The organism is Betaproteobacteria bacterium, assembly GCA_016709965.1.
Lineage (GTDB): Bacteria > Pseudomonadota > Gammaproteobacteria > Burkholderiales > Rhodocyclaceae > Azonexus > Azonexus amarohabitans.
The window spans coordinates 477,607-502,358 of record JADJLT010000001.1 but is presented as its reverse complement, the minus strand read 5'-3'; the positions used below and the strand labels follow the sequence as shown (position 1 = coordinate 502,358).

Annotated in this window: 18 protein-coding genes and 4 pseudogenes; 10 read left to right on the top strand and 12 right to left on the bottom strand. The window is 51.7% G+C overall.

What is annotated here, in order from left to right:
- The first annotated feature begins 261 nt into the window (after nucleotides 1-261).
- Genes IPJ12_02465 through IPJ12_02450 form a run of 4 tightly spaced genes read left to right on the top strand, consistent with a single transcriptional unit; the run spans nucleotide 262 to nucleotide 3,062 of the window.
- Entirely contained in the window at nucleotides 262-789 is a 528-nt protein-coding gene (locus IPJ12_02465) for a hypothetical protein (GenBank protein ID MBK7646050.1), read from the top strand.
- 23 nt (nucleotides 790-812) lie between these two features.
- Nucleotides 813-1,076 carry a hypothetical protein gene (locus IPJ12_02460; protein ID MBK7646049.1) on the top strand — a complete coding sequence of 88 codons (264 nt, stop codon included), beginning with the start codon at nucleotides 813-815 and terminating at the stop codon, nucleotides 1,074-1,076.
- Complete coding sequence (locus tag IPJ12_02455; GenBank protein MBK7646048.1) at nucleotides 1,073-1,984, top strand: HprK-related kinase A; 912 nt, start codon at nucleotides 1,073-1,075, stop codon at nucleotides 1,982-1,984. The genes IPJ12_02460 and IPJ12_02455 overlap by 4 nt, the downstream gene beginning before the upstream one ends.
- Nucleotides 1,977-3,062, top strand: a complete 1,086-nt coding sequence (locus tag IPJ12_02450) for a nucleotidyltransferase family protein (GenBank protein MBK7646047.1) — start codon at nucleotides 1,977-1,979, stop codon at nucleotides 3,060-3,062. The genes IPJ12_02455 and IPJ12_02450 overlap by 8 nt, the downstream gene beginning before the upstream one ends.
- On the opposite strand, the gene IPJ12_02445 is transcribed toward IPJ12_02450, so the two are convergent.
- From IPJ12_02445 to IPJ12_02420, 6 genes are all read right to left on the bottom strand, one after another.
- Nucleotides 3,059-3,826: a trypsin-like peptidase domain-containing protein gene (locus IPJ12_02445; protein ID MBK7646046.1), complete on the bottom strand. Its 768-nt coding sequence runs from the start codon at nucleotides 3,824-3,826 to the stop codon at nucleotides 3,059-3,061. The genes IPJ12_02450 and IPJ12_02445 overlap by 4 nt on opposite strands.
- A complete protein-coding gene (locus IPJ12_02440; protein MBK7646045.1) occupies nucleotides 3,823-4,743 on the bottom strand; it encodes a transglycosylase SLT domain-containing protein in 921 nt (306 codons plus the stop codon). The genes IPJ12_02445 and IPJ12_02440 overlap by 4 nt, the downstream gene beginning before the upstream one ends.
- Nucleotides 4,744-4,977: 234 nt before the next feature.
- Complete coding sequence (gene prsT, locus IPJ12_02435; protein ID MBK7646044.1) at nucleotides 4,978-7,752, bottom strand: PEP-CTERM system TPR-repeat protein PrsT; 2,775 nt, start codon at nucleotides 7,750-7,752, stop codon at nucleotides 4,978-4,980.
- A gap of 25 nt (nucleotides 7,753-7,777) precedes the next feature.
- Nucleotides 7,778-9,136, bottom strand: coding sequence for a PEP-CTERM-box response regulator transcription factor (gene prsR, locus IPJ12_02430; GenBank protein MBK7646043.1), 1,359 nt, complete (start codon nucleotides 9,134-9,136; stop codon nucleotides 7,778-7,780).
- Nucleotides 9,133-11,244, bottom strand: coding sequence for a PEP-CTERM system histidine kinase PrsK (prsK, locus tag IPJ12_02425; GenBank protein ID MBK7646042.1), 2,112 nt, complete (start codon nucleotides 11,242-11,244; stop codon nucleotides 9,133-9,135). Before prsK ends, prsR begins: the two co-directional genes overlap by 4 nt.
- Before the next feature lie 41 nt (nucleotides 11,245-11,285).
- Nucleotides 11,286-12,668 carry a TIGR03013 family PEP-CTERM/XrtA system glycosyltransferase gene (locus IPJ12_02420; protein ID MBK7646041.1) on the bottom strand — a complete coding sequence of 461 codons (1,383 nt, stop codon included), beginning with the start codon at nucleotides 12,666-12,668 and terminating at the stop codon, nucleotides 11,286-11,288.
- A 378-nt stretch (nucleotides 12,669-13,046) separates the two neighbouring features.
- Between IPJ12_02420 and IPJ12_02415 the strand changes: the two are divergent.
- Nucleotides 13,047-13,963: pseudogene (locus IPJ12_02415) on the top strand (IS3 family transposase).
- Nucleotides 13,964-13,987: 24 nt separating this feature from the next.
- On the opposite strand, the gene IPJ12_02410 reads toward IPJ12_02415, so the two are convergent.
- The 3 genes from IPJ12_02410 to IPJ12_02400 all read right to left on the bottom strand — a co-directional run bounded on the left by IPJ12_02410 (nucleotide 13,988) and on the right by IPJ12_02400 (nucleotide 16,253).
- A complete protein-coding gene (locus IPJ12_02410; protein ID MBK7646040.1) occupies nucleotides 13,988-15,490 on the bottom strand; it encodes an IS66 family transposase in 1,503 nt (500 codons plus the stop codon).
- A 62-nt stretch (nucleotides 15,491-15,552) separates the two neighbouring features.
- Nucleotides 15,553-15,912 (bottom strand): IS66 family insertion sequence element accessory protein TnpB, encoded by a 360-nt coding sequence (gene tnpB / locus IPJ12_02405; protein ID MBK7646039.1) that lies wholly within the window; start codon nucleotides 15,910-15,912, stop codon nucleotides 15,553-15,555.
- Nucleotides 15,879-16,253, bottom strand: a complete 375-nt coding sequence (locus tag IPJ12_02400; GenBank protein MBK7646038.1) for a transposase — start codon at nucleotides 16,251-16,253, stop codon at nucleotides 15,879-15,881. Before IPJ12_02400 ends, tnpB begins: the two co-directional genes overlap by 34 nt.
- A gap of 86 nt (nucleotides 16,254-16,339) precedes the next feature.
- Between IPJ12_02400 and IPJ12_02395 the strand changes: the two are divergent.
- A pseudogene (locus IPJ12_02395) lies at nucleotides 16,340-16,609 on the top strand (IS3 family transposase).
- Between the two features lie 305 nt (nucleotides 16,610-16,914).
- On the opposite strand, the pseudogene IPJ12_02390 reads toward IPJ12_02395, so the two are convergent.
- Nucleotides 16,915-18,043: pseudogene (locus IPJ12_02390) on the bottom strand (IS3 family transposase).
- Between the two features lie 90 nt (nucleotides 18,044-18,133).
- On the opposite strand from IPJ12_02390, the pseudogene IPJ12_02385 reads away from it, so the two are divergent.
- A pseudogene (locus IPJ12_02385) lies at nucleotides 18,134-18,289 on the top strand (transposase).
- Nucleotides 18,290-18,297: 8 nt separating this feature from the next.
- On the opposite strand, the gene IPJ12_02380 reads toward IPJ12_02385, so the two are convergent.
- Together IPJ12_02380 and IPJ12_02375 are read right to left on the bottom strand one after the other, a co-directional pair.
- Entirely contained in the window at nucleotides 18,298-19,542 is a 1,245-nt protein-coding gene (locus IPJ12_02380; GenBank protein MBK7646037.1) for a pyridoxal-dependent decarboxylase, exosortase A system-associated, read from the bottom strand.
- A 26-nt stretch (nucleotides 19,543-19,568) separates the two neighbouring features.
- Nucleotides 19,569-21,167, bottom strand: a complete 1,599-nt coding sequence (locus tag IPJ12_02375; GenBank protein ID MBK7646036.1) for an acyl-CoA ligase (AMP-forming), exosortase A system-associated — start codon at nucleotides 21,165-21,167, stop codon at nucleotides 19,569-19,571.
- Between the two features lie 138 nt (nucleotides 21,168-21,305).
- Between IPJ12_02375 and IPJ12_02370 the strand changes: the two genes are divergently transcribed.
- The 3 genes from IPJ12_02370 (at nucleotide 21,306) to IPJ12_02360 (ending at nucleotide 24,751) form a co-directional block, all read left to right on the top strand.
- Nucleotides 21,306-21,560, top strand: coding sequence for an acyl carrier protein (locus IPJ12_02370; GenBank protein MBK7646035.1), 255 nt, complete (start codon nucleotides 21,306-21,308; stop codon nucleotides 21,558-21,560).
- A gap of 78 nt (nucleotides 21,561-21,638) precedes the next feature.
- Entirely contained in the window at nucleotides 21,639-23,624 is a 1,986-nt protein-coding gene (locus IPJ12_02365) for a 2-oxoglutarate dehydrogenase (GenBank protein ID MBK7646034.1), read from the top strand.
- 17 nt (nucleotides 23,625-23,641) lie between these two features.
- The gene (locus IPJ12_02360; GenBank protein ID MBK7646033.1) at nucleotides 23,642-24,751 is read left to right on the top strand and encodes a 2-oxo acid dehydrogenase subunit E2; all 1,110 of its coding nucleotides are present in this window, start codon (nucleotides 23,642-23,644) and stop codon (nucleotides 24,749-24,751) included.
- Nucleotide 24,752: the final 1 nt, after the last annotated feature.

Below are 24,752 nucleotides of genomic sequence, written 5' to 3'. Positions count from 1 at the left end.
CAAGCAAAAACACGCGCCCATATCTTTTGGTGACTTTAGGCTAGGATCTGTGAAATATTGCCACGTTAATCTCCGTGGCGTTGGTTTACCATGGCTAAAAGCAGTCAAAGTTGTCGGAAAACTTTACAGATTGGCCGTGTCTCGTCGCTGCAAGCAAAGTAGCGTGATGTAAGATTTTGAAAAATATGGATTAATTATTTCGGCATGATATTTGCTTAGCATGCTTTATCTGGGCGTAAATCAAGCCGAAAAGGAATAGCTATGAGCGATTTGTTAAATAATGAAGGAAAAGCGAGTCCTCAGGGAAATGCCGGACGCCGGCGCTTTGTGCGTGGCGTGGGTATCGCAGTTCCTGTTTCTCTAACTGTGTCCGCGCGTTCAGCTTTGGCGGCGACCTGTTCAACCGTTTCAGCGCATGCTTCGATTGCGCTGACTACCAGCCACACTACAGGCCGCGATCGCGAACAGACTTGGGGAGCCTTGTCACCGGACCAGTGGGATGCGTTGAGTAATAACCAATGGAATAATATTGTCGGTCGCTCGGTTAATTTTTCAACGGTTTTTACAAACGGAGCGTCCAAAACGATGAAAAATGTTCTGGATGGTGGGAACCAAGGTACTAGTTCTGAACAAGCGTTCGCGGCTGCTTATCTTAATCTCAATAATTTTCAAGGTCAGACCTGTTATACATTGGATATCTTGAAGGCTATGTGGGCGGGAACTTATCCCGTGGGTGCGCCTTTGACCCCTGCTCAGGTTATGGACTATCTGACAGACTCATGGAGTTAAGCCGGTCCCCTAAGGTTGAAGTGGTGAATGCAAATAACGTTGCTCCTGTCGCTAATTTGTTACTTGAGCCTCTGGCAGAAGGTGCAGCGCTGATTTTTGATCAGAATACTGGAGCCACCACGCTCATCAATGATCGTGCCCTTATCCTGTTCAATTTGCTGCGCAATGCGGGTGTGGTTTCAGAATCCACTTTAAGTTCGATGGTGGCACCGGTCTTTAATGGCAACTTGGACTTTTCGGATGTTCTGAGTTCTCTCGAGAACTCGAAACTGGTCATTCGCTGTTGATTCTCGCCAATTGCACTGAGCGCGAACTCTTGTTTGCGTTGAGAACCGGACGGTTTAGATTGTATTTGGGGACTCTTTCTCTCAAGATATCGAGCGTCGTTCCAGAGTTCATAGATGTGTTCCGCCAACTCTACGCCGACCACCCTGTATCAATTGACGGTGGTACCTTCGATTTCGATATCGCACTCGCTCCTCCTTCGAAATTGCGTCGTTGGTTCCGCCGGAACGTGACCTTTGAGTTCTCTGGGGAGGCGCCATTCCAACCAATGAAAGTCGGCCATTCACACGCTTTATTCGAGTGGGGTTTGAATTGGGCGATCGCCTCCTACCTTCATAACTATCTCGTTCTTCATTCAGCGGTCGTTGAATGGGAGGGAAAGGGCGTTTTGCTTTCGGCTGTTTCCGGCAGCGGGAAGAGTACATTGTCGGCGGAGTTAGCGCTGAATGGATGGAGACTACTATCCGATGAACTCGCCTTGATCGATAGTGAGGTTAAGTTAGTACCCCTAACACGCCCGGTTAGCTTAAAAAATAATTCCATTGAGGTAATGCGCTCTAGACACCCGTCGGCCATTTTTGGTCCCTTGGCAAAGGATACGCACAAGGGTACAGTTGCCCACCTCAAGGTGCCAGCGACGTCGCCAGCCTATAACAATGTCGCAGCATCTCCACGCCTGATTATCTTTCCAAAATGGACTGCTGGGGCTACGCTGCGAGTCGATCCGGTGGCCTCGGGGCAGGCTGCGATAAGACTCATCGACCAGGCATTCAACTATTCAATTCTTGGCACCACTGGCTTTGAGCGCCTTGTCTCTCTGGTAAGAAATGCTGAGGCTTGGGAGATCGAGTATTCCTCATTGGACGAGGCGCGAGACGTACTCGAAGAGTTGGTGCAGCAACGTGGCTAGGTCTTCTCCATTGATTGGATTGCTGGCCGGGAGCGTGGCTCTGGAGCAACTGACTGCAGAAGAGTACTGTCTAATGATTTCGGAGGCACGGCGCTCAGGACTCCTGGGTCGTCTGAGTGCGTTGTACCTGTCTCCACAAACTCTCGGGAAATATTTTCCCGAGAGTTTGCAAATCCATAGTAAATCGGCGTTGGTCCATGTCGAAGCATTTCAGCGCGATGTACGGCGAGAACTTGACCATATACAGCATGCCTTATCGGGCCTAAGCGCCCCCGTTATTTTGCTCAAAGGTGCTGCCTATGTCTTGATGGGCAATGCTGCCGCGGAAGGGCGAGTTTTTAGCGATATTGATGTCCTTGTGCCAAAACAATATATTGGCGTAGCTGAGCAGGCCTTGATGTTCAACGGTTGGGTCGGCAGTAAACTCGAACCTTATGACCAGCGTTACTATCGCGAGTGGTCTCATGAGATACCTCCTATGACCCACCGACGCCGAGGCACGACGATTGACCTTCATCACTCGCTGGTGATGCCAACATGTCGCATTGCCGTTGATTCAGAAAAAATGATCAGAGACGCCATACCTGTTGATGGTTGCGGGTTTTGGTGGCGCCTTAAAGATGAAGACATGCTCCTTCATGCGGCCAGTCATCTGATGCTAAATTCGGAGTTTGAACGTGGCCTACGAGATCTTTGGGATATCGATCTGCTATTTCGTCAATTTTCTAAAAAATCGAAAAATTTCGCTGATTCCCTGATAGAGCGAGCCCAAGAAGTTGGATTGGAAAAAATTGCTCAACAGGCATTGTCACTTGCGAAACGCATTTTTGGAACGCCAATCCCTGATCGGATCGTATCTGAACAACTTGGGGTATTTGTTTGTCTTGTTGGGTGCTCAGCGTCGACTAGGCATTCGGATACTCGATCACCTTGGCAAGGGTTTGCTGATGCCTTGCTGAGCTACCGCGAGATATATTTGCGCCTCCCAAATCGGCTATTGGCAGTGCATCTGGCTCATAAAACGGCTAATTTATTCGGCCGTTCAGCAAAGAAGCCCCTTGAACAAACGCCGCTTTAATGCTGAATAAGCAAGGATTTCAAATATTTTGACGGTATGGCATATGAAATCCCGGAAGGATTGCTCAGGGCAGCCTCCTTGGTGCTCTTGATAAACACCATATTGATTATTCCGATAACTTCTCCGGATTGGCTATCGAAAACCGGGCTACCACTATTCCCGGGATAGGCCGTTGCATCCAATTGGAATATATTGAAAACATCTCCTTTCAGTTTGTGGATTAGTTTTCCATTGAGTTGTTTGGAGTTTCCGCTGGGCAACGCGATTGGAGTAATAGAAGAAATAATTCCATGATGGGTTACTGGTGAAAAACCGAGTGCTCCGCCGATCGGGAAGCCGGTGAATCCGATCTCTTGGCCCTCCTGTACTGCGTCGGAGTTTGCAAGTATTAATGTGGGAAGCGGTGGTCCTGGCATATTCAATACTGCTAGATCATGTTCTTTGTCACGAATGATTAACTGAGCCGGTCTTATTTGTACTTCGCCGTTGATGGTGCGTGCCTGCACCACAAGCATTGGACCATCGGGATCAGAACCCTCAGGAATAACGTGGGCATTGGTTGCTATTTGATTTCCGTTGCCGACAATAAATCCTGTGCCACGTAGCACAAACTGTGGGCTGTTAGTTTTTTTGTAGGTCCCAACAACGACGATAGAGGGCTTGGTCCGACCTATGGCATCAGGTAAATCTGCTCTTGCTACTTGGTGGTGAACACAAGCGAGAATCGAGACAGCTAGAACAATAAACCAACGGAGAGTCTTCACATTGTCCTGCGCAAACTGATTTTTTGTAGTGCTGGTGAGGGAGATGTAATCCTCGCATCAAAGGGATGATCATCACGCTGAAATATCTCTCTGATTCGCCGAACGTACCCTTGAGTTTCTGCGAATGGCGGAATGCCGGCGTAGCGATTTACTGCTCCTTCACCAGCGTTATAGGCTGCTGCAACCAAGGTAATGTTTCCCTGAAAATAGGCAAGTAGCCAACGCAAGTAGGACAGCCCCCCACGGATGTTTTGTTCCGGATCAAATGGCTTTTGGACATTGAAGCGCGCAGCCGTTTCTGGAATTAGTTGCATTAGCCCCTGTGCATTTTTAGGTGAAAGGGCGCCCGGATTGAAATTAGATTCTGCTCGGATGATTGCCATTGCAAGTCGAGGGTAGATCCCGTATTCAGGCGCGATTTTCCGCACGAGATCCATCACCTTGCGATGTTCGGGTGTCGCTCTAGCGAGCATATCGCTACCTGCCGTGTCGTGGATATCAGGTTCTGCCAGGCAGGTGGGTGGTTGGGCAATTGGGGAACCTACTTGACGAAGCATACGTTCGGCAAGGGCATCACCTTGCTTGGCGGCCATCGTAAAAAAATAGGCTGCCGTAGCATCGTCACGCGCGATGCCACGGCCCATGGCATACATCCACCCCAAATTATATTGAGCTTCAGCATCTCCGAGGCGTGATGCTTCGCAATAGCGTTCAACCGCTTTTTCAGGGTCACGCTGAACACCATCGCCGTGCTCGAATGCCTTTGCTTCAGCTCGCAAATTCGTTGCGCGTTCCTTAAGCTTAGGCTCAGTGGTGTCTGAAGCAAACGCCGATGTGCTCACGGCACTGGTAGTGATCAGAAAATAAAGAACCCAAGGGTAGCAGTACCGATTGAGAATGCTCCTTGAGCGCTTCATGGTTTACTCACTATAAAAGCCTGACGGCAATAACTAACTGCGTTGGCAAACATATGATGTTTATCATGCATTAGATACTATTGATAACGTTTTATCGATTATTCTAGATGGAAATTGGGTAATTAAAAGAATTTATGCTGCCGACGACTGACGGCAACATCAACTAAATCAATGATTACTATTGTTTTTAATTTTAGGTTGGCATTTATTCAGCAAATGTTCCAAAAAGCGATATCAAAGCGATTTCAGCAATTGGCTGACTTCAGCTTGACCTGAGAATTTTTCGCCGATTTTAGCCAAAGCCTCCAGTTCCTTCCTCGCATCATCCTTCTTCCCTGTGGCGATGAAAAGTTTGGCAAGGTTTAGCTGAAGGACACTGGCTTGTGGGGCCATGACAATAGCTTTTTTGAGTAATTCGATGGCTTTTGAAGATTCGCCTTTTTCTGCAAGTAGCATGGCTAAGGTGTCCATGAATGCTGGTTGATTGGGGGCAAGCTGATTAGCTTTTTCAGCGTACTCAAGTGCCTCTGGTGCTTTTGTTTGGCCACTTGCCCAAGCCAGGTTATTAAGAATTAATGCGTTGTTAGGTTGCAAGCTAAGCGCACTACGGTAGTGGATAACTGCGCGGGAATAGTTTTTCTGTGAGTTCGCCAGATCGCCCATATACATTCTGAAACCAACATCTTTTGGGTGATCTTTTAACCACGAGACCGAAAACTGTTCGGCGTCTGCGGCATTTCCGGAGGCACGTTGGAAAGTGTGAAGTTTGATTGCCAACTCAGTGGTCGGTATCTGCTTTAGACCGTTACGAAGAGTGCTGATTGCCTCGGACCAAGCTTTGCTGGATGCATGGATGTCACTCTCAAGAAGATAGCCAACTGCTTCTTTCGCGCGTTGTCTTTGTATCATCCGAGCGATCTCAAGCGCGCTGCCCTGATTCTTGTTTTCCATTGCCACTAGAATGAGGGCTCGCTGGGCATCGAGGTTGTCTGGTTTGATCTCCAATACTTTTTTCAGGCTCTTTATACCCTCATCTTTATTTTTGTTTGAAAACTGGATTTCAGCCAAACGGAGCAAAGGGAGAGGTGAGGTAGGTTGAATGGATGACAATTTTCCATAGGTGATTTGCGCCTGATTGAGGTCACCTGCTAACTGCTGAGTTTTTCCAAGTGCATCAAGAATTTCTGGTTTGTCGGGGATTGATGTTGCAGCTTCATTGGCAGCTCCCAGCGCTTTTTTGGTGTCTTTAGTTTTCAGGTAGTACTGAATCAGCGCAAGCCTAGGCCCGACTTCGCTTGGGCCGGCACTTATTGCTTTTCCAATGGCTGCGGTTATCTCATCCGGCGTGCCACCGCTGGCTGCTTTCATTTCGGCAAGGGCAAGTAGAGCCTGAAAGTTTTTGGGGGCAAGTGTTAGTAAAGTCTCGAAGCGCTTCCGCGCTTCGTCAGGCTTCTTGTCAATAAGATCGAGTCTTGCCAAACTAGCAACTGCGGGAAAGAATGTCGGGTTAACGGCCAGTGCCTTTTCGAAGCTCTTGCGGGCACCATCCATATCGTTTTTGGCGAGAAGTGCACGGGCACGAAGGTTGTAGGTTGCTGGGTTGTCAGGCTGCTTTCTTTCAACGCTTTCAATGGCTTTCAGTGCTTTGTCGAGTTGGTTACTCCGTAGGTACGCGGCGATCAGGGCGAGGTCTGCGGTAATGCCTTTATCTGAAACAGAAATCTGTTCGAGTTCTTGGCGCGCATTTTCTGAATTACCTTGGGCCATATGCGCCAAGGCAAGAGAGGTTTTTTTCGCGGCATTGTCTGGTTCGAGTTTGCTGGCTTTTGCTAGATACTCTGCAGCTTTATTGGGCTCTCCGTTCTGCAAATATGCTTCACCCGCAAGTGCCAGTAGCTCCGGGTCCTTGTCTATGTAACTAAGTACAGGCTGTAAGGCATCTAGCGCCTTATCTGGTTTCCCAGCTCGCAGATAACTGGCGATTAGCAAACGTCGGGCTGGCATCAATTCAGGGGCAATTTGTAATGCCTTCGCTAAATAAGCTTCAGCTTGCAGATATGAGTTTAACTGATACTCAATGGCACCTGCTAATTGCAGAGCCATTGGGTTGTTGGGTGAAATTTTAAGGAGTTGCTGTGCAGATTCGCTAGCTGCTTTAAACTCTTTGCGCTGGTAGTTAATTTGTGTATCGAAATATATAGTTTGGGGGTGGTTGGGAGCGACTTTTTTTAGCGCATCTAGCTGATTTGCCGCGTCATTTAATTTGTTTTCTAGCAGAAAGGATGTAATTACTGCAGAGTGGGCAGCCAAATAATTGGGTTTTACTTCAATGGCTTTTTGGTATTCTGCAAGAGCCTCGTTGGTTTTGCCATCAATGCCCAGTAACCCCCCCTTTATTAGTAACGCTTCTGGATTACTTGGGTTTTTCAACAAAAGAGCATCAATCTTTGAACGAGCGCCAAGCAGGTCCTTATTGGCGGCAGTTTCCCGAATATCTGCGAGTAGGGCTGGAAGATAGTCTGGTTGTGTGGCCAGCGCTTCAGCTAGAAGTTCTTTTGCCGCATTTAGATTGCCAAGCGACGCATTTGCTGTAGCGAGACTAGTATTCAATGCCGCAAGAGGCTCCCCCCCTGCTAGCTTTGTTTTGCCGAACTCTTCTAGTAATTTTTTCGCTTTTCCCCCAACTAGCATCGTACGTGCGAGCACTGGTACAACTTGGTCGGCGGGATGCTTTAGCTCCAGCGCTTTGCGTAACTCAACTTCAGCTCCGGCGATATCACCACTATCCAGTAGCGCTGATCCCAGTAAAAAACGCGCCTCGCCAAGTTTTGGATTTTGTTGCAGAGCATTTTTTAATTGAATAACTGCTGCTTTTGTATCGCTCTTGGCCAGATAGGCCTTGCTAGAAGCGATAAGGTTCTCAGTAGACTCTCCACCACACGAAGTAAGGATCAATGATAGGACTAGTGCCGAAATACTCTTGGGGAGCGTCTGGTGGGAAGTTTGCATAATTAGTGCCTTCGTGGAAGTGGGTTTATTTCAAGCCTAACCGGTGCATCAGGTCATATAGGGTCGGTCGGCTAATACCAAGAATTTCAGAGGTGCGAAGAAGGTTGCCATTGGCTCGTCCCAGCGCTGTGACGATCGCTTGACGCTCTGCTTCGTCACGAACTTTCCGTAGGTCAATGAATTCAATTTCGTCGGGAACCGTTGCATCCAGTCCAATATCTTCCCGGGTAATTCGAGAACTTTCGGCCATTATGACAGCACGTTTGATGCAATTTTCTAGTTCTCGCACATTACCCGGCCACCCATACGCTTCAATGGTGCGAACGGCATCTTCACCCAAGGTCATATTCCCACGCTTTTGCTCATTCGCGAACCGATGCACGAATGCGTGTGCCATCAACGCCGCATCACCATTTCTCTGGCGCAATGGGGGAATCGATATGACGATTTCTGCCAATCGGTAATAGAGGTCCTCGCGAAAGTTGCCATTGGAGATTTGCGATTTCAAATCCTGATGTGTAGCGCAGACGATGCGAACATCAACAGGAATTTCTTGGCGTCCTCCCAGACGTTCGATGACCCGCTCTTGAAGAAAACGCAATAGTTTTGCTTGAAGCGGCATGGGTAAGTCGCCGATTTCATCAAGCATTAGGGTGCCGCCGTTAGCCGTCTCAATTTTTCCAAGAGTGGTTTTGGAGGCTCCGGTAAAGGCGCCCTTCTCATACCCAAACAACTCACTCTCCAGCAGGTTTTCTGGAATAGCGGCACAATTTATAGCGATAAATCTTTCGCTCTTTCGAGGCGAAGACTCATGCAGTCCACGCGCCAACAATTCTTTGCCTGTGCCGCTTTCTCCTAGGAGAAGGACTGTAGCACTGCTATTAGCAACTTTCTCAATCGTTCTACATACTCGCTGCATACCAGCATCACGCGTCAGTAAACCAGTGAGTGCAGCGGGATGTTGTGTGGCGACTAGGCGATGGTTTTCTTGTTGCAGGTCAAAAAGTCGAAATGCCCGGTCTATCGTTAGAGCTAACAATTCTGGTTCGAAAGGCTTGGCAAAAAAGTCATACGCGCCAAGGGCAATAGCGCGTAGGGCATTGGCTCTGTCATTCTGCCCTGTTAGAACGATTATCTTGGTATCTGGCGCTGCTGACAGAATCTGCTCGAGTAGTCGGAATCCCTCCGATACCGAGTCTGCATCAGGGGGGAGGCCTAGGTCCATGGTGACAACTGGCGGTGAGTGTCGGTGTATTTGCGCCAGCGCACTTTCGCGATCCACAGCCGTTAATGTCTCAAATTGATCAAAAGACCATCGAAGTTGTTTTTGCAGGGCGAGATCATCCTCGACGATCAATAGCGAGCGGGCCTTTTCAGCGCTCATGCTGCCTCCTGCTCGCGAAGGTCAGAATCCGTACGAATGACAAATAAGGGAATTATTATTGTAATTCGCGTGCCCTTGTGTTTTTCGCTGTCGACCAGCATTTCTCCACCCAATTCACTAATGTATTGTGCACTTTCGTAAGTGCCGATTCCCATACCTGCAGCCTTGGTGCTTTGAAATGGTTTGAAGAGACGGTCACGGATGAACTCCTGAGTCATCCCATTCCCAGTGTCTCCGACCTCGATTGCGGCTTTGTCATTGTGTCGTGCGACCGAAATCCACACCATGTCGGACGGAGAGGATGCATCCAAAGCATTTTGAACTAGATGTCCGATGACTCTTTCGAGCCGTTCTTCATGGCCTCGAGCAATCAATCGATCTTGAATGCGAATTTCGATTGATCTCCCTTGATTCATTTTGTCTTTCTGTAAGCGTTGGATGACATCAGTAAGATTAACACCGCATATACCACCAGGGGGAGTTGCTCCTTCCCGTAATTGCATCATCAATTGACGCATGCGCTCAACGGAGTGATTGACGGTCATCAGCATGTCCTGCTGGAATTCCGGATTGTCATGGTGGCGCTCGGCATTCTTTAGCATTAAGGAAAGTTGAGTAATGATGTTCTTGAGGTCATGAACTACAAAGGCAGACATCTTGTTGAAAGCCTCAAATTTTCTAACCTCAAGCAAGGCTTCGGTTGCCTGCATTCTGGCGAGAAAACTGGCTGCCTGGCAACCGGCGGTTCGTAGAAGATCATTAACTTCCCAATTGACATTGATTGGTGTACGCGACCTTGCGAGAATAACGAAACCGTGCATTTCATTACCCGCCATTAGCGGAATTATCAACCATACATTTGGGAGTTCGGAAAGCCACTCGGGAATCTCCAGATCACTGTATCGAGCGGGAAAACATCGATATTCTTCTAGATTAATTACCCATCCGCTGGCTAGGAGAAAGCTGCAGAGTGGGGCGTCTTTTAGCACTTCGACAACGCATTCCGGAAAATTCCAGCGCGCATGTTGCCTATAGGTCTCAGCGCCCGCCTCGCGAAGCCATAGTGTTCCGCTCGGGCTTTCCACCATGTTGGCCAAGCCTCGAACTACCTGTTGCCCCATTGTTTGCGGAGAATTCTCAAGGCTTAAGGCCTGGGTGAAGCGCAGCCATTCTTCACGATAGTCATAACGGTAACTGAAGAAATGCTTGCCTATTAAAACTTTGATTTTTGCGCGGATAGAACCGGAAACTAGCAATACTGCTAAGAGGAGCATCGCAGCAAATACCAGAGCAAGTTGTAAAGCACGGCCCCACTCTCCACCAAAGTAACGTACATAGTAGCCAACTCCTGCCATGAAAAGCAGATATAGCCCAGCCAATAGAAGCGTCGCAGAGTGAAATGCAGCTTTTTGGGAAAGACGAATTCTTGAGGTCCAGTCTTGGCTTCGTTCTGTTGCGAGCATGAGCAGTGGAATGCTTATCGCGTGAACAAAACCACGAACAGTTAATGCATCTCCATCAATGCGATTGAACATCATTGCGTCAGAAAAGAGATAGACGTCGAAAACGAATTGGAAAAGTAAAGCGAGACACAGTGGTTTGATATTCCAGCGGGAGTCTTCGGAAACGGTTCGGAACAATTGTTCGACGAGTACCAGCCCGATCACCGCTTCCGCCAATCCATGAAAGATCAGTGTGCGTAGCCATTCCTGTGGTGACAGCCAGCCCGTTGCGAGTGAAACCTGAACCGTGACCCCGGAAGTGACCAATAGCCAGCAGGTCAGGGTCAACCAGGGGGGAAGCAAAGGTTTTGTGTTTGAGTCGCCGGTTGGACCGAGCAGAGCAATAACGAACGCGTACCATGCTCCGTACCTGATGACGTCTGCTAACGCCGAAGAGACAAGAAATAAAGCCCGATTATTCAGCGCATAAAGCAGACTGGCTAAAGCCCATAAAGTTGAAAGCGAGGCGACAACGACCATCCTCCGTGGACGTGTGCCCGTCCGCCAATCGCTACCAAACGAGAGTAGGTAAATTGACAGCGATATATAGCCGAAGGCGGCGAGACCGAAACCCCAGGCAATCAAGGACGTATTTGTAATATCCATGCAAAGGAGTTCTTAGCCACCAATGACTGTGATGCTAGTGATTAATGGGCGCCCTTGCCTGTCAGCACGACACCCACAGTTTCAAAGAGAACCACGATGTCCAGGAACAAGGAGTGATTCTTTACGTAATAGAGATCGTACTGCAGCTTTTCGGCAGAGTCTTCGACTGTTGCACCATAGTGGTATCTTACCTGCGCCCAGCCGGTTACTCCTGGCTTTACGCTGTGCCTTACGGCATAGAAGGGGATTTCCTTCGTCAATTGATCTACGAAAAAGGGGCGCTCCGGGCGGGGGCCAACCAAACTCATGTCGCCCTTCAAAACGCTGAACAGCTGTGGGAGTTCATCGACACGAAGTTTGCGGATGAGTTGGCCGAGACGGGTTACGCGACTATCTTTTGCCTGAGCCCAAATCGGCTTTCCGTCCTTTTCAGCATCACGTCGCATGCTGCGAAACTTAATGACATTAAAGAGACGACCATTAAATCCCACACGCTCTTGCCGATAGAGTAGTGGAAAGCCATCTTCCAGCGCAATGAGAATAGCCACTACAAACATGACCGGAAGCGAAAGGGCTATCAGGATGCTGGCGCAAACAATATCGAAAAGTCTCTTGACGACTGTCCGGATAAGTCCTTGACCGAAGCCATCACCAAAAATAAGCCAGCCTGCGTACAGGGAGTCGAGCCGTATCTGCCCGAGGGTTTGCTCAAAGTGGCTCGCCAGATCAAGTACTCGGACACCCTGCAGTTTGCAGTCGAGTAGTTCGCGCAAGGGCATGGCGCCACCCCGACGTTCACTAAGAGCTACGACAATTTCGTCGACATTCAAATTGCGAGCTGTGTCAGTTAGGGAGTTGTCTCGGCTAAGAATCAGGCTTGGCGATATTTGTGGCTGGTCCTCGTTACTGCCCGGAAAAAAGCCAATGATTTGTGCTGAGGGATCGGAGTGATCTAAGGCTTGTTTAACTGCCAACGCTTGTAGTCCCGTACCGAACACCATGATGCGGCGACGCAACATTTTTGTCGCTGTGGTGTGACTGGCACCTACGCGGGTTACAAGCATACCGAAGGCAGCCGACATTGCAGAAAGTTGGATCAAATCGCGGTTGACCGTAGAAATCGGGAGCAGGGCATACAGGGCGTAAGCAACCGGTATGGCCAGATAAAGAGAAAGTACTGCTCGAGCCCTTGTTTCGGCGGAAGAGCGAACGGTAACGCGTTGATATAGGCCCAATAAGGCATTGATGGCCAGAATCACCAGCCCAAAAATTACTGCAAATGTAAGAACTTGCTTCACGTTAATCGGAAGGCCGCTGTTGATCCACATTAGCGAAATAAAAAGGCTAACGATCAGAAACGAAAAATCGAACAGAATCCCGGCCACGCTTCGCCAAGTGAACCAGTGATTAAACATTCTGATCATCTGTTAATGCTCCCCAAAAATACTTTGCTACCAAGCCGAGTCGTGATTTCCTGATGGAAAAGCATCAAGTGGCTATTTGCATGGATTTATTTTATTTGCTCAAGCATATCGTGCCCGTGCACTATTTCACATTGATTGCGAATCAATGTGCCCGTTTTTTGGCGTTTGTTGTGATTTTGTGCGGAAAATAACAGTTTGTTGGTTTGTGCATTAAATTGCCGATTTTGTGGTCGTCTTGAGAGCACCGAAATGTTAGGAACCACACTCTGTGGTGTTGCTGTTGCTAGGCTAGTTGCATTCCCACTATTGTACCGAATGAGGTAGGCTGGAAATAGTGGAGTCCAACGGATCGTGTAATTTACGGTCTGGAGGATGAAGATGGAAAGGCTACCGAAGGGGTTGTACTCGCCGGAATTTCGGGCGGAAGCGGTCAAATTGGTCGAGCAGACGGGGTTGTCTATCGATCGGGCTGCGAAGCAGTTGTCGATACCGAAAAGCAGCCTGAGCAACTGGGTACGCGCCGCGAAGAAGGGGCAATTGGCAGCGGTAGGTCAAGGACAGCGGGTTCCCAACGAACAGGAAATTGAACTGGCAAGACTACGCAGGGAACTGGCCGAGGTGAAACAGGAGCGCGACCTGTTAAAAAAATTTGCGGCGTATTTCGCGAAGGAGTCGCGGTGAGATACGACCGAATTGATGGCTTGCGACCCCTGTACCCTGTGGCGACGTTGTGCCGCCTGCTCAATGTCTCTGAGGCCGGGTATTACGCTTGGCGCCGTCGGCCACCGTCACCGCGAACCCAGGAGAATGCCCGTCTGGCGATTGAAATCAGGCTGGCGCATGAGCGGACGAGGCAGACCTATGGCCCTGAGCGGCTGCAAGCGGAATTGGCTGATCACGGCATTCATGCAGGCGTTGATCGTATCAAACGGATACGTCGCGAACTGGGGCTGCGTTGTCGGCAGAAACGGAAATTCAGGGTGACCACGGATTCCCGCCATAACCTGCCGATTGCCCCGAATCTGCTCGACCGGCAATTCGCGGCATCTGTGCCGAATCGTGCCTGGGTCACCGATATAACGTACGTGACAACTGACGAAGGCTGGCTTTACCTGGCGGGCATCAAGGACTTGTTCAATGGCGAACTGGTCGGCTACGCCCTTGATGAACGGATGACGCAGAACCTGGTCATGCAGGCACTCTTCCGGGCGGTTGCCGCCAGACGTCCAGAAAGAGGGCTGGTTCATCATTCTGATCGTGGCAGCCAATATTGCGCCCATGCTTACCAGCGTAAGCGCCCGGCGAACCCACCTTGTTTTTCAGGGTGAGGTATTTGGCAGCCAGCGATGCGGCAGCAGTTCGCTGATCCGACTGTTGGGCTGAGTCGGCAAGCGAGAGAGGATGTCCTTCAGATAGGTGAAGGGGTCGTGGCCGTTGAGCTTGGCTGACTGGATCAGGCTCATGATGGCGGCAGCGCGCTTTCCGGCGCGCAGGCTGCCGGCAAATAGCCAGTTCTTCCGGCCAGTAGCGATGGGCCGGATTCGGTTCTCGATCCAGTTGTTGTCGATTGGTACTTGACCATCGTCGATGTAATGGGCGAGCGCCGTCCAGCGTTTAAGGCTGTAATCAATCGCTTTGGCCGTCGATGATCCATTCGGCACCTGCAATCGGTACCGAGTCAGCCAGTCATGGAATTCCTCCAGAATCGGCTTGGCCTGTTCCTGCCGTATTCGTCGTCGTTCGTCCGGCTCCAGGTCGGCGACTTCCCGCTCGACCTGGTAGAGGCTCTGAATGGTGGTCAGTGCCTGTTGGGCAATCTGGCTCTGGTTGTTGGCATGCAGGTCGAAGAATTTCCGGCGCGCATGCGCCATGCAACCCGCTTCGGTCACGCCGTCGGCAATCAGGGCCTTGTAGCCCGAGTAGTCGTCGCAGACGAGCGTGCCGCGCCAGTCGCCGAGGAATTCCCGGGCATGTTTGCCCGCCCGGCTGTCGGTAAAGTCATAGATCACCGCCTTGATCGGCTCGAAGGCGCCGATGCTATAGGACCACAGGTAAGCCCGATGGGTCTTGCCGGCGCCGGGGTCAAGCATCGCCACCGGTGTTTCGTCGGCATGCAGTACCGGGTAGGTGAGCATCTCGACTTTGAGTGCATCGACCAGCGGTTGCAGGGTAACGCCCATCTGGCCCACCCACTCGGCCAGCGTCGATTGGGGAATCGGCAACCCAGCCCGGCCAAAGATGCCTTCCTGACGATACAGCGGCAGATGATCGAGATACTTGGCGATCAGCACATGGGCGAGCAGGCCGGTGGTCGGGATGCCCTTATCGATCACATGGGCGGGCACCGGAGCCTGGACCAGCGTTTCACATTGCTTACAGGCCCACTTGCCGCGGATGTGGCGTTCGACCGTAAAGGTGCCCGGCGTGTAGTCCAGTTTCTCGGCTATATCTTCGCCGATCCGCTTCATCTGGCAGCCGCAGGCGCAGGTGGTCGATTCCGGCTCGTGGTGAATCTCGGTGCGCGGCAACTCCGGCGGCAAGGGTTTGCGCTTCGCTTGCCCCTTGGGCTTCGTTTCCGAAAGCTGCGCCAGCTCTTCGGTGATCGCGGCCATGTCCGCCGCCAGGGTTTCCTCGAACAGTTGTCCCTGCTCAACCGGCAGGCGTTCCGCCTTGACGCCGAAGTAATGGCGCTTGTAGTACGCCACTTCATGCGTCAGCTTGTCGATTTTCACCTTGCGCCAGTTGAGCTCACGGTCTTGCTCGACGAGCAGACGGCGCAATTCGTCGGCGCTGAGTTGATCAAGGTTGGCGGGCAGTGTCATGGCCGACATGATGCCGCCCACAACCCCAACTGACTATCGTGGACTTCCCCAATGGTGGACCGTCATAGAACCCGGATCACCCCGCCATCAGCCAGGCGCTCCCAGGGCAACCCCAGAACCAGCGCGTCGAATTGCCCGCGGGTAAGGCCAAGGCTGCCTTCGCTTGCCCGTAGTTGAAATCGCCCTTGATTCAGACGACGGTTCGCCAGCCAGATGCCGTAACCGTCATGCACCAGCACCTTCAGGCGATTACCGCGTCGGTTGGCAAAGAGATAGGCATGGTGCGGCTGCGCCTCGCCGAAGATCCGGACGACCTGGGACAGGATCGTTTCGGTTCCCGCCCGCATGTCGAGCGGCCGGGTCGAGAGCCACAAGGCATCCACCCGAATCATCGCAGCCAGTCGCGTAACCAGGCGGCGCAATCTCCGGATGCCTGGACCGGCCAGTCGACCTTGATTGCGGTGTTGCCCCGGCGGACTTCGATCCGGATATCTCCCAATGTCGGCGTCGCAGGGGCAATCGGCAACGGTACGAAGGCAGGCGCGATCGCCGGCGCTGTTTCGAGCACGGGCATTGGTAGGCGCCGCGTCGGCGGTTCAATACCGCGCTCACGCATCCACCGCCGAACTTGGTTCGCATTGACGCCATTGGCCATCGCAATGCCGGCGACCGAGGCACCCGGCTCGCAACACGCTTCAATCACCGCCTGCTTGAATTCCTCCGGGTGATGCCGCCGCCGGCGACTTGGCTTCTGGATTTCCATCGAAAGTGTCCACCATCGTTTTTAAGGGGACACGATCTTCGCGGTCTAACGCGTCAATTTACAGATGGGTTCGCCGGGCGCTTACTTACCAGCGATTGCTACGCCAGTTCGGCATGCAAGTCTCCATGAGCCGCAAAGGCAATTGCTGGGATAACGCGCCGATGGAAAGCTGCTGGGGATCACTGAAAACTGAACTGATCCATCATCGTCGCCTTGCTACTCGCAACGAAGCCAAACGGGAAATCACTGAGTACATCGAAATTTTCTACAACAGAATTCGCAAGCAGGCTCGCCTTGGCTATCTGTCGCCTGCTGCGTTTATGCAGAAGCATTACGCAGATCAGATGGCCGCTTAAACCGTTGGACTCTGCCGTTTACAACCGACCTCAGGCCGCTGTGCGGCTGATTTACAAGCTGTTCAAAGCATTCTGGCTGATGGCGGATATGTCGGCCAACTGTTTGCCCATGCCGTTGAAGAACTGCTTGGCGCTCAGGTTCAAATCGCCAAACGCAGTGAGCTGCATACAGAGCTGGCCCCGTTTGTTTGGACAGGATTGCCACGGAGATAAGTGTAGCCCTGCGCTGGTAGCGTTATCCACGGTGGCGTCTGCCGAAGGTCCCTTTAGACCGTAGTCTGACGACGCGGTGGGTAACGCGGGGGTCATGCAGCCAAGCCTTTTGTCGGCAGGCCAGCGAAGTAAATCATATCCGGCGTCTTGCCACCAAATGACTGATGCGGCCGCCGGGTGTTGTAGAACTGGATGTAGTTACCCAGACCTGCTTTTGCCGCCGAAACGCAGTCGTAGGCTTTGAGATACACCTCCTCGTATTTGATACTTCGCCACAGCCGCTCGACAAAGACGTTATCGCGCCAGCAGCCTTTGCCATCCATGCTGATCTGGATACTGTTAGCTTTGAGCAGGCCGGTGAATTCGGCGCTGGTGAACTGACTGCCCTGATCCGTGTTGAAGATTTCCGGTCGGCCATAGCGAGTGATCGCCTCCTCAACCGCCTCAACACAGAAATCCGTGGTCAGCGTGTTGGAGAGCCGCCAGGCCAGCACCCGACGGCTATACCAGTCGATGACGGCACACAGATAAATGAAGCCCCGGCGCATCGGAATGTAGGTGATGTCGGTGGCCCAGACCTGGTGGCCCGATCGATCACACGATTCCTGAGCAGATACGGGTAAATCGGATGCTTGGCATGTCGCTGACTGGTGTTGGGCTTGCGGTAAATTGCCTCGACGCCCATTTTATTCATCAGCGTCTGCACTCGTTTTCGACCGATGGCATGCCCGTCATGGCGCAGCAGGTCCCGTAGCATCCGGCTGCCGGCAAAGGGGAACTCCAGGTGCAGCTCATCGATCCGGCGCATCAGCGCCAGATCTTCTGGCGAGACCGGTTCGGGCGTGTAATACGCCGTCGAGCGAGCAATGCCGAGAACCCGGCATTGCCGGACAACCGGAAGATCATGGCTGCGGTCGATCATCGTCTTGCGCTCAGCATGCCCGCTTTGGTGAGCGCTTTTTCTAAAAAATCATTTTCCAGTGCCAGATCTGCGATCTTTAACCGCATCGCTGTGGTGTCGGGTGAGTCGGCCTTGGCCCCGCTGTCACCGAAGACTTGCGATGAGCGCTCCAGCAACTGCGTTTTCCAGTCGGTGATCTGGTTGGGATGGACATCAAACTGCTGGGCCAACTCGGCCAGCGTCTTGTCCCCTCGCAAGGCGGCAATCGCCACCTTCGCCTTGAACTCCGGCGAGTGATTCCGCCGTTTCCTTCTCGTCATGCTCTTGCTCCTCAGTCAAGCCGCTACGCGGCCGTGGGTGGAGCAAGGCTATCACTTATCTTAATGTCCGAATTTCTGGGGCCAGCTCTTACCTTTGCTGTCATGCCTCAGCGCTGGGTGGTTGAGCGATCATTCGCCTGGATCGAAAAATGCCGCCGTTTGTGGAAAAACTGCGAGCGAAAACTCAACACCAGCCTACAGTTCATTCACCTCGCCTTCCTCGCGCTTTTGCTCAAAAGATCGTGAACAGGTTCTTAGACAAGGACCTCAATGACCTCAGGATGCCCTAAAAATCGCTGTGGACTTGCACTTGCTCCATAAGCCCCCGATTGATACACAACGACCAAGTCACCAGGCACCGATGCCGCCAAAGTCATGCGGTCAGCCAAGATATCCAGCGGGGTGCATAGCGGACCAACCACGCTGGCGGTTTCAGTGTGTTCGGCGTTCATACGGTTGCCGATCGCGACCGGGTAGTTTTTTCGGATGACCTGACCGAAATTTCCTGATACGGAGAGGTGATGGTTGAGCCCGCCATCAACGACAAGAAAGGTCTGGCCGCGGGAAATCTTGCGATCAACTATTCTGGATACATAAATCCCGGCTTCGCCGACAAGGTAGCGCCCAAGCTCGATCACAATGCTGGCTTCGGGAAAATCTATTTTTGCCCGATTGCTGAGTTGTTTTAGGTTGTCACTGATCGGTGCCAGATCGAGTCGTTTTTCACCGGGAAAGTAGGGAATGCCAAATCCGCCGCCTAGGTTCAAGAAACATACATGAGAGGGGGCGTGGCGTGAGAGTGCCAGCGCCAGATCATATGATTTTTGCTGCGCCTCACAGATCGATTCCGGCTTGAGGTTTTGTGAGCCGGCAAACAGATGAAAGCCTTCGAATGCCAGCTTTTTCTCGCCGATTCTTGCCAGTAGTTCAGGAACCAGCTCTGCATCAACGCCAAATTGTTTGGGGCCGCCGCCCATTTTCATCCCGGACCCCTTGAGTTCGAAATTAGGATTGACGCGAACGGCCACCCTAGCCGGTAGTTCAAGGGCCAGCGAAATATCTGCGAGGATATCAACTTCACGAAACGATTCTATGTTGATCAGTACGCCTGCAGCAACCGCTTGCCGAAGTTCGGAATTGCGCTTCCCGGGGCCAGCGAAGCTGATATCGCTCGGGTTGGCGCCAGCATCCAAGGCTACCTTCAATTCCCCGGCTGAAGCAACATCAATTCCGTCGACTAGGCTAGCCATGAAGCCGACGACAGCTGGCATCGGGTTTGCTTTCATGGCGAAATGTAACTCTACGTTGTTTGGCAATGCGGCACGCAATTCAGAGACACGTGAACATAGCAAGTCTCGATCGTAGGCATAAAACGGCGTTTGCCCAACTTGCTCAGCTAATCGAGAGAGGGGCAGGCCGCCGATTAATAATTGGTTGCCGGCAGAGGCAAACTGATTCATCGGCGTATGGGTGGGGGCAACTGGTATTAGTGTTGTCATTCTGTGTTCTAGCGAAATGAGGTAGGTTACTGATTTTTCTGCTCGATCCATGCAGTCGACAGGGTTTTTCGGTCAATTTTGCCATTTGGGTTGCGAGGCAAGGGGCCTTCGCGAACTTCGATGCCGCTGGGCACCATGTAGGCGGGCATGCGGACTCGGCATTCAGTGAGCAATGCATTCGGGTCAAGGGCTCCACCCGCAGGCGGTGTTGCGATCACTTGAATGGCATGGCCCAAGCGGTCGTCGTCCACTCCAAAGGCGACGCATTCGCCGACCAGTTTAGTGGCGTAAAGAACTTCTTCAACCTCGGTCGGGCTGACCCGATAACCGGAGGTCTTCATCATTTCGTCGCGACGGCCAATGAAATACAAGAAACCTTCTTCGTCCATGCGGACGGTATCGCCCGAGAATACGGCGATTTCCGGTAAGACTAGTCCTGCTTCGCGCCCGGGGGCGTGAACCGGTAGGGGTTTGTAGCGCTCGGCCGTTTTTTCCGGATCGTTCCAATAGCCCATACCAACCAGGGCGCCACGGTGCACCAATTCGCCAGGCTCGTTCGGTGCACAGGGAGAGCCGTCCTCGCGCAACACTAGAATTTCGGCGTTCGGAATCGCCTTGCCAATTGAGTCCGGCCTGCGGTCGACCTCTTTCGGCGGCAGAAACGTAGAGCGGAATGCCTCGGTCAGTCCATACATCAGGAAGGGCTTGGTTTTTGGCAGATGACGGCGCAGTGCCTCCAGCGTTTCGCGCGGCATGCGGCCGCCGGTGTTGGCGAAGTAGCGCAAGTGCTCGGTGATGCTCTCGGGCCAGTTCAACTGCGTCAGTTGGATATACAACGGTGGAACAGCAGTCAGGCCGGTCACTTTTTCGCGCTCGATTGCCTTGAGCACATCTCTGGGTAGTAGATAGTTCAATAAGACAACCCGCGCGCCGGCATGGAAGGCGGTCGTTAACTGGCTGAAACCTGCATCGAAAGACAGGGGCAGGGCGGCCAACAGCGTGTCATCCGGTCGATTTTCAAGGTAGCTCGCCACGCTTTTTGCACCCGCAACCATGTTCCTATGCGAGAGCACGACTCCCTTTGGCTTGCCGGTGCTGCCTGAGGTGTAGAGGATGCTGGCTGGATCAATGTCAATTACGCGGTTTTTTACTGGGGAGTCATGCTCCAAAAAGTCCCTCCACCAGCAAAGATTCATGGGGGGCTGCGTTGGTAATGATCCGTTGCTATCAAGAACCACTACAAGACGTAGGTCGTGACAGTCTGCTAGCGCGTGTTGCAGCAAGTTTAAACGCTCAATGGAGGTAACTAATATGCGAACGTTACAATCACGGAGGATGTAGCTCACCTGTTCTTGTTTCAGAATAGGATTGATCGGTACAAATACCCCGCCTGCAGCCGGTGCTCCAAAACTGGTGACAACGGTTTCAATTCGTTTTTCCAGATAGATAGCAACGCGTTCTCCGCGTGCAAGTCCTACGCTGCTCAGCGCTGAAGAGAAGCGCGACGTTAAAGCGGCAAGTTCCCCATAGCATATGGTGACATTCCCATCGCTGAGTGCCTGTGCCTCTTCTGATCGATCTCTTGCATTGAAAATCAGTTCATGTAGAAGAGTAGATTCAGTCATCATTAACTCGTGTCAAATGTTAAACTTCACCCCTTGGTCACGATGACACACAACTAGGATGGCGTCTTGTGAAGTATCTCACGGAGTCCTGTTGGGTACTCGGATACAGTGATTGTTAAACTTCCATCAGGAACAAAAATGAATTTTAAGCGTGAAGTAGTTTCTATGCTCGATGATGTTCTTCATCTGGAGGGGCGAGCGGTTGCATTCGATGAAGATACGGTATTGCTGGGCGGTGTTCCTGAATTGGATTCGATGGCAGTCATAGCGATTATTTCGGCGATTGAAGAGCGCTTTGGGTGCTCTGTAGAAGACGATGAGATTGACGGGGCTGTTTTTGCTACTTTGGGATCATTGATTACTTTTGTTCAGCTAAAGGTGGGCGGGAAGTGATTTTCTATTGGTTCTCAATTCGTCCCCACGCTTTAATAATCTGCCTCTGATTCATGTAGTCAACGTTGGAATTGCTTGATGGATATTTCCGAAATTATTCGTGTCGATGCATGGGGAAAGCCCATGATCGATCAGTCCCCTCTTGGTTTGTTTTCATATGGCTATTTGATCCGAGAAACCGAAAAACTTATCCTTGATCTGTTTGGGCGGGGGCTAGTGTCCGGTACGACGCATACGTGCCTGGGTCAGGAAATATGTCAGATGTCGGTAGTTAGGGCCCTGAACCACCCAGATGATTATGTCCTTTCCAATCACAGAAACCACGGTCATTTTCTGGCGTATTCGGGAGATTTTCTGGGCTTGGTTGCAGAAATCATGGGACGTCAGGCTGGTGTGTGTTCGGGCTATGGTGGAAGTCAGCATTTGGCATATCGCCATTTTCATAGCAACGGCGTGCAAGCGGGGATGACGGGTATTGGCGTTGGTTTGGCGACAGAGCTGAAATCAAGATCTAGCCAGGGAGTCGTGGCAGTCATCATCGGTGATGGCACGCTCGGGGAAGGGATGCTCTATGAGAGTATGAACTTGGCTTCCATCTGGAATGCGCCGGTGCTTTTTGTCGTTGAACATAATGGCATCGCACAGACAACCTATACGCGAGACACCATTGGTGGCGATATCGTGGCACGAGGAAAAGCGTTTGGGCTTGCTGCTTGGCGGCTGAGTGATCGCGACGAAAGTTTTTCGGCGCAGGTCGAACGCGTTGTTCAGGATACTCGCAACAGTCGTAGCCCCGGAATGCTGGTTATCGACACTGGCCGTTTAGGGCCGCATAGCAAGGGCGATGACCTGAGAGATGCTTTCGAGCGAGAAGAGCTCGTTGCAGCGGATCCTCTAATGGCATTCGGCAAACAGCTTTCCGATGAACAGGTCGCATGCATCCAGTCTGCGTGTAAGTCGTTCTTGGCTGAAGTTGAAAAAAAGGCCCTTGCATCAAGTGTGGCAAGTTTCGATCAGGTGCCAGAGCATTCATTCATGCCGTCAGTCAGTGTCGACTTTCCCAGAGCCGACTCAAGTTCGTCGAACGTTCGAATGGCTCTCAATGATGCACTCCACAAGCTTCTTGAGCATGACGAAAATGTCGTACTCCTTGGCGAGGATTTGCATGATCCATATGGCGGGGCCTTCAAGGTTACCGCAGGGCTATCGGAGAAGTTCAATGGTAGAGTTATTTCCACGCCGATTAGCGAGGCAGGCATTACGGGGGCTGGTATCGGTTTGGCCTTGGCAGGAAAAAAGCCGATTGTCGAAATTATGTTTGCGGATTTCCTGACGCTGTGCATGGATCAGATCTACAACCATGCCGTCAAGTTTCCCGGCATGTTCGCCGAGTCCCCGGTACCCATCATCATTCGAGCACCGTGCGGTGGGCGCCGCGGCTATGGCCCAACACATAGCCAAAGCCCTGAAAACATTTTTGTCTCAGTACCTGGATTGACTGTGCTCTTCGGCAGCCATCGGCATAATATTGGTCAGTTGCTGATCGACGCATCGACTCGTTGGCCCAATCCAACCCTATTCCTTGAGCACAAACTTCTATACGGGGAAAAGCTCGATGCGCAGCTGTATGAGGCAATTCCCTGTGATGCGGCTGATCTTGGTGGAGAACTGTTTCCGACGCTTCGTAGCGGGAGCCTCGATCCTGATATTACCTTGTTATCTTACGGTGGCATGTTGCCGATTGCTGAAAAAGCGGCGCGAATTTTGGAAGAAAACGAAGAGTTGACTGTGGAAATAATTGCACCAGCCCTGCTGGCTCCATTGCCACGCTATTCTTTGCTGAAGGCCTTGCTGAATCGGCCGCGTATTCTTGTTGTTGAAGAGGCGCATCATCAATTTGGTTTCAGCGCCGAAGTATTGGCAACGCTTGCCGAGAACGGCTACGCGGGCAAGGTTGCTCGCCTAGGTAGTGCGCCGGTACCGATTGCCTCAGCACGTAGCATGGAAAGCGCACAACTGCCGGACGAGGAAGCAATCGTCTTGGCGGTCATGGATATCCTGTAGTTTCTGGAAACAAAACGATGGCAACCGCAATTTACATACCGCGAATCAACAATAACGATGACGACGTCAAAGTACTCTCTTTTGACGTGAGCATTGGTGACAAAATTAAGGCCGACCAGATTGTTGGTCAGGTCGAGACTGACAAAGCAGTTCTCGATGTGACAGCCCCCTCGGATGGCTTTGTCCTTGGCTTTGTCGCAAAGGCTGAGGAAGTTGTTCGAGTCGGCAGCATCATGCTCTGGCTGGGAGCAACTAAGGACGAGCCAATTCCGGAGCTTGAGGACGTGTCGACCGGGCAATCCACCTCTCGCGGCTCTCAAATTACAGCCAAGGCTCTTTTGCTCCTGCAAAAAAATGGGTTGCAATCTGACGTCATTTCGCCGATTGATGGAAGAGTGACCGTCGAGGCTGTCGAGCGCTATTTATCGGCACATGGTGGCGCAAAAACTGAGCCAAAACAGGCTGGCGCGATGCAGTCTATCGATTTGCTGCCCAATGTCCAAGGCAGCCCGGTCAATCTCACCCGCGAAGAGAAAGGCATGGCGGCCACGGTCAGTTGGCATCGCGATTTTGCGGTGCCCGGTTATATCGAGATCGACTACGACCTTGCGCCGTGGGCTGAGTATGCCAAGCAGTTTCAGGATGCGAAAGGCTTGCTAATGCCGCCCTTGCTGCCACTGATGGCATGGCGACTGGTGGAAGTGGTGCAAGAAATCCCGCGACTCAACGCCACCATGGTTGGCAACAAGCGTTTTGAGTATTCACCGGTCAATCTGGGGTTCACCATTCAGGCAGGGGATGCCCTCTATCTGGCTGTGGTCCGGGATGCTCAAGGCCAAGACGAGTTCGGCTTCGTCAATGTCCTAGGTGATGTGCTTCGACGTGCTGCTGGACACAACTTGCGTGAGTCCGAAGCTTCTGGGGCAACGATTGGTTTTTCCAGCATGGAACGCTGGAAAGTAACCCGACATATTCCAATCTTGCCTCCGCATACCGCGTTAATGGTTGCCCATGCGGCAGGAAAAGATGGAAAAGGAGTGCTTGGGGCGAGTTATGACCATCGTGTCTTGAATGGTGGGCAGGTCGTCGCAGTGCTCAAGAAACTCGCATTGCCCAAAAAAAACTGAT

Bases quoted from the DNA above. Each gene is read 5' to 3' on its own strand.
- IPJ12_02465 (MBK7646050.1), top strand. From the start codon at position 262: ATGAGCGATTTGTTAAATAATGAAGGAAAAGCGAGTCCTCAGGGAAAT.
- IPJ12_02440 (MBK7646045.1), bottom strand. From the start codon at position 4,743: ATGAAGCGCTCAAGGAGCATTCTCAATCGGTACTGCTACCCTTGGGTT.
- prsT (MBK7646044.1), bottom strand. From the start codon at position 7,752: ATGCAAACTTCCCACCAGACGCTCCCCAAGAGTATTTCGGCACTAGTC.
- prsR (MBK7646043.1), bottom strand. From the start codon at position 9,136: ATGAGCGCTGAAAAGGCCCGCTCGCTATTGATCGTCGAGGATGATCTC.
- prsK (MBK7646042.1), bottom strand. From the start codon at position 11,244: ATGGATATTACAAATACGTCCTTGATTGCCTGGGGTTTCGGTCTCGCC.
- IPJ12_02420 (MBK7646041.1), bottom strand. From the start codon at position 12,668: ATGATCAGAATGTTTAATCACTGGTTCACTTGGCGAAGCGTGGCCGGG.
- IPJ12_02410 (MBK7646040.1), bottom strand. From the start codon at position 15,490: ATGACACTGCCCGCCAACCTTGATCAACTCAGCGCCGACGAATTGCGC.
- IPJ12_02400 (MBK7646038.1), bottom strand. From the start codon at position 16,253: ATGGAAATCCAGAAGCCAAGTCGCCGGCGGCGGCATCACCCGGAGGAA.
- IPJ12_02380 (MBK7646037.1), bottom strand. From the start codon at position 19,542: ATGACAACACTAATACCAGTTGCCCCCACCCATACGCCGATGAATCAG.
- IPJ12_02375 (MBK7646036.1), bottom strand. From the start codon at position 21,167: ATGACTGAATCTACTCTTCTACATGAACTGATTTTCAATGCAAGAGAT.
- IPJ12_02370 (MBK7646035.1), top strand. From the start codon at position 21,306: ATGAATTTTAAGCGTGAAGTAGTTTCTATGCTCGATGATGTTCTTCAT.
- IPJ12_02365 (MBK7646034.1), top strand. From the start codon at position 21,639: ATGGATATTTCCGAAATTATTCGTGTCGATGCATGGGGAAAGCCCATG.
- IPJ12_02360 (MBK7646033.1), top strand. From the start codon at position 23,642: ATGGCAACCGCAATTTACATACCGCGAATCAACAATAACGATGACGAC.